The 3,436-nt window shown below is 60.3% G+C and carries 3 protein-coding genes and 1 pseudogene; 2 read left to right on the top strand and 2 right to left on the bottom strand.

Translation table 11 applies throughout. The features are described 5' to 3' along the window. Both WCA53_RS32530 and WCA53_RS32525 read right to left on the bottom strand, forming a co-directional pair. Positions 1-292, bottom strand: a pseudogene (locus WCA53_RS32530) (DUF1800 domain-containing protein); the annotation flags it as partial. Positions 293-412: 120 nt separating this feature from the next. Further along, entirely contained in the window at positions 413-622 is a 210-nt protein-coding gene (locus tag WCA53_RS32525; RefSeq protein ID WP_423921578.1) for a hypothetical protein, read from the bottom strand. 546 nt (positions 623-1,168) lie between these two features. Here WCA53_RS32525 and ompR point away from each other — a divergent pair. Both ompR and WCA53_RS32515 read left to right on the top strand, forming a co-directional pair. Beyond that, entirely contained in the window at positions 1,169-1,894 is a 726-nt protein-coding gene (ompR, locus tag WCA53_RS32520) for a two-component system response regulator OmpR (protein WP_423921575.1), read from the top strand. A gap of 47 nt (positions 1,895-1,941) precedes the next feature. Continuing rightward, entirely contained in the window at positions 1,942-3,303 is a 1,362-nt protein-coding gene (locus tag WCA53_RS32515; RefSeq protein ID WP_423921568.1) for an ATP-binding protein, read from the top strand. Positions 3,304-3,436: the final 133 nt, after the last annotated feature.

The following is a 3,436-nucleotide window of genomic DNA, read 5'->3' as shown; positions in this document are numbered from 1 at the left end:
GTGTGGTGGCTTCGGTGCGCACGCTGGTGAGCAGGTTATCGACGGCCTGTTCGCGCGTCATGCCGGAGAGCGCCGACACCTCGCCCGCGTTCGCCGCGAAACCGGTTCGGGTCAGCAGGAAGCGGGCATCGGAGGCTTCCAGCAGGTCGTCGACACCGGCCGCTTCGACTGCACGGGCATGGTTCGCCCGGCCCGGGACGCTCGGTAGGGCAGCGTGCGCCCACACGGACATGGCCAGCCAAGCGCACAGTACAACGCACGCGCTCGGGCGTTTGAATTCGATGTATCGCATTAGCGCAGGAACCCGGTTGCCGTCCTAGGGAAAACAACGGCGCGTTATTCGTCGACGTTGACCACGACGCCGGCGATCTTTCTTGATTCAGCGATTACGTCGAGTGGCTATGTCGTGCGGCTAACGCTTGTACAAATCCCGCACCGCTTCCTCGATATGCTGGCGCAACAGGCGCCGCTCATCGGGGGTCATCACGGTATGGCGCGGAGGGCGAGCGGCCGGTTCGGGATCGGGTGGTGGAATGTTCTGCGAGACGGGCATGGCGGGTATCGGATGCTGGTCGTGCACATTGCCCGGCTGCCCCCTTCCCACTCGATGCTGCGCGCGCACGAAGCCGCCGTCGAAGTGACGTCGGTTTGCATTGGGATTTGAACCGGGAGAGGAAGCAGGAAGAGGCCCTGCATTCAAACCAGAAGATGCGTTCCCGGCTGCAGGAGACGCAATCATCCCGTCCGAATGGTCGAACGCCGACGGACCGCGATTGGAATATTGCGATGGTTGTGCGAAAGCGCTGCGCGCGGCAAATACGGCATATATCGCGCTAGCGACTAGTGTCAGCCGAATAAAGCGCCTCGTGCGCCGGGGTTCGCGCCGCCGCGCTCCCTTCATTTTTATCCCTTCATTGCTCGACAAGCGGACGGTCCAAAGCTCTCTGGCGTACATGCGCGCCCCGTATGAATTGCGATACTAAACTGTCGCAATTCCGACGCGCAATAGTTGTACAAATGGAGTATCTACCGTATGACGGGCTTAGGTAAAGGAGTGTACGCACAGAACCTTTTTGCCGTGCCACACTCTCCGTAAATTTTGTAACTATCCGTTACCTACTAAACGAGGCAAACTGGTGCCTCTGTCTATTCGCGCTAAGATGCCCTCATGGAAACCAAAAATCCCCCAAAAATCCTTGTAGTCGATGACGACCCACGCCTTCGCGACCTCCTGCGGCGGTATCTCGGCGAACAGGGCTTTAACGTGTACGTCGCTGAAAATGCGCCGTCGATGAACAAGCTCTGGGTGCGTGAACGTTTCGACTTGCTGGTGCTCGACCTGATGTTGCCGGGCGAAGACGGCTTGTCGATCTGCAGGCGCCTGCGAGGCAGCAACGACCGCACGCCTATCATCATGCTGACCGCGAAAGGTGAAGACGTGGATCGTATCGTGGGGCTGGAGATGGGCGCCGACGATTACCTCCCGAAACCCTTTAATCCGCGCGAACTGGTCGCGCGCATCCACGCGGTGCTGCGTCGACAAGCTTCGCCGGAATTGCCTGGCGCGCCGTCCGAAACCACAGAGGTCTTTGAATTCGGCGAGTTCGCGTTGAATCTCGCCACCCGGACGCTGACCAAGAACGGCCAGGAAATTCCGTTGACCACGGGCGAGTTCTCCGTGCTGAAGGTTTTCGCTCGTCATCCACGCCAGCCGCTGTCGCGTGAAAAGCTGATGGAACTGGCGCGCGGCCGCGAGTATGAGGTTTTTGACCGCAGCCTTGACGTCCAGATCTCTCGTTTGCGCAAGCTGATTGAGCCTGATGCGAGCAGCCCGCGTTTCATCCAGACCGTGTGGGGTCTTGGCTATGTCTTCATTCCTGACGGCGCAGCCTGAGGTTTGGGTCCCGTCTTAACTGTCCTACGCGCGAGCATCGACTAGCCATGCGGATCGACAGGCGGCTATTGACGCACGCATTTGGCGGGCTGTTCTGGCGGACCTTCGCGTTGATCGCGCTGCTGATCGCGGTCAGCATCGCCGCATGGTTCCAGAGCTTTCGCGTGATCGAACGCGAGCCGCGCGCCCAGCGCGTGGCGCTGCAACTCGTCGCGGTGGTCAAGCTCACCCGTACCGCCCTCCTCTACTCCGATCCCGATCTGCGCCGCGCGTTGCTGCAGGACCTGGAGAGCAATGAAGGCGTGCGCGTGTATCCGCGCGAGACCACTGATAAATATCGCCTGCAGCCAGACGAATCGTTGAATCGGTTGATCGAGCATGATGTGCGCGGTCGACTTGGCAATGACACGGTCATCGCGCAATCGGTGAATGACATTCCGGGTGTATGGATCAGCTTCAAGATCGATGACGACGATTACTGGGTCGCCCTCGATCGCGATCAACTCGATACGGTCACCGGCCTGCAATGGGCGGGCTGGGGTATTTTTGCGCTGGCGTTGTCGTTGTTCGGCGCGGCTTTCATCACCAGCCTCGTCAATCGACCGTTCGCGCGGCTGGCGTTGGCCGCACGAAAGGTGGGTTCGGGGCAGGCGCCCGACCCGCTGCCTGAGCGCGGCATGGGCGTAGCCGCCGAGACCAATCGAAGCTTTAACCAGATGGTGACGGACCTTGAACAGCTCGATGCCGATCGTGCCCTGATGCTTGCGGGGATCTCGCACGACTTGCGCACGCCGCTCGCCCGGCTGCGGCTCGAGACCGAGATGAGTCCCTCCGACGAAGCCACGAAGCTCGCCATGGTTGATGACATCGAGCAGATGGATATGATCATCGGGCGCTTTCTTGACTATGCGCGGCCGATGCAGCGCATGGCTGAAGCCGTGGATTTGTCGTTGATAGGCGGCGAGATGGCTGCGCGTTTTTATGGCGAAGACGGTGTGTTGATGAAGACTGAGCTTGCGCAAGGTGCGACTATCGAGGGCGACCCGACCGATGTGCGGCGCGTGGTTGGCAACCTGCTGGAGAACGCGCGCAAATATGGGCGTAGCGCCAAGGACGATATTGCGCGGATCACGCTGCAGACGCGTGTGAATCACGGGCGCGTGGAGTTATCGGTGATTGATGAAGGGCGTGGTATTCCTGAGGATCAGGTCGCGTTGATTACCCGGCCGTTTTATCGGGTCGATACGGCGCGTACGCAGGCGAATGGCACGGGGCTCGGCATGGCGATTGTGCAGCGGCTTGTTACGCGGCAGCGCGGGACATTGCGGTGGCGTAATCGGCTTCCGATGGCCGGTTTTGAAGTCACCATTGATTTTCCCGCGATCAAGAATGCGCGGTTTGATGGTTGAAGGGAGGGGCACTGCGTTGAGCGGTTGGGGAGGTTTGGAGTTGGGTTCTGCTGGCGGTGAGTGTCGGGCTAGGGTGGAGGGGGTGCTGCTCGCGGAGAGTGTGGGGTTAGGATTGAGTCCTTCTGCTAGCGTG

Origin of the sequence: Caballeronia sp., from assembly GCF_049581465.1 — a bacterium.
GTDB lineage: Bacteria > Pseudomonadota > Gammaproteobacteria > Burkholderiales > Burkholderiaceae > Caballeronia.
Note: the sequence above shows the minus strand (reverse complement) of the source record. Positions and strands in the feature narration are given on the sequence as shown.

Excerpts from the sequence above, each read along its gene's own strand:
- ompR (WP_423921575.1), top strand. The coding sequence starts at position 1,169 with ATGGAAACCAAAAATCCCCCAAAAATCCTTGTAGTCGATGACGACCCA.
- WCA53_RS32515 (WP_423921568.1), top strand. The coding sequence starts at position 1,942 with ATGCGGATCGACAGGCGGCTATTGACGCACGCATTTGGCGGGCTGTTC.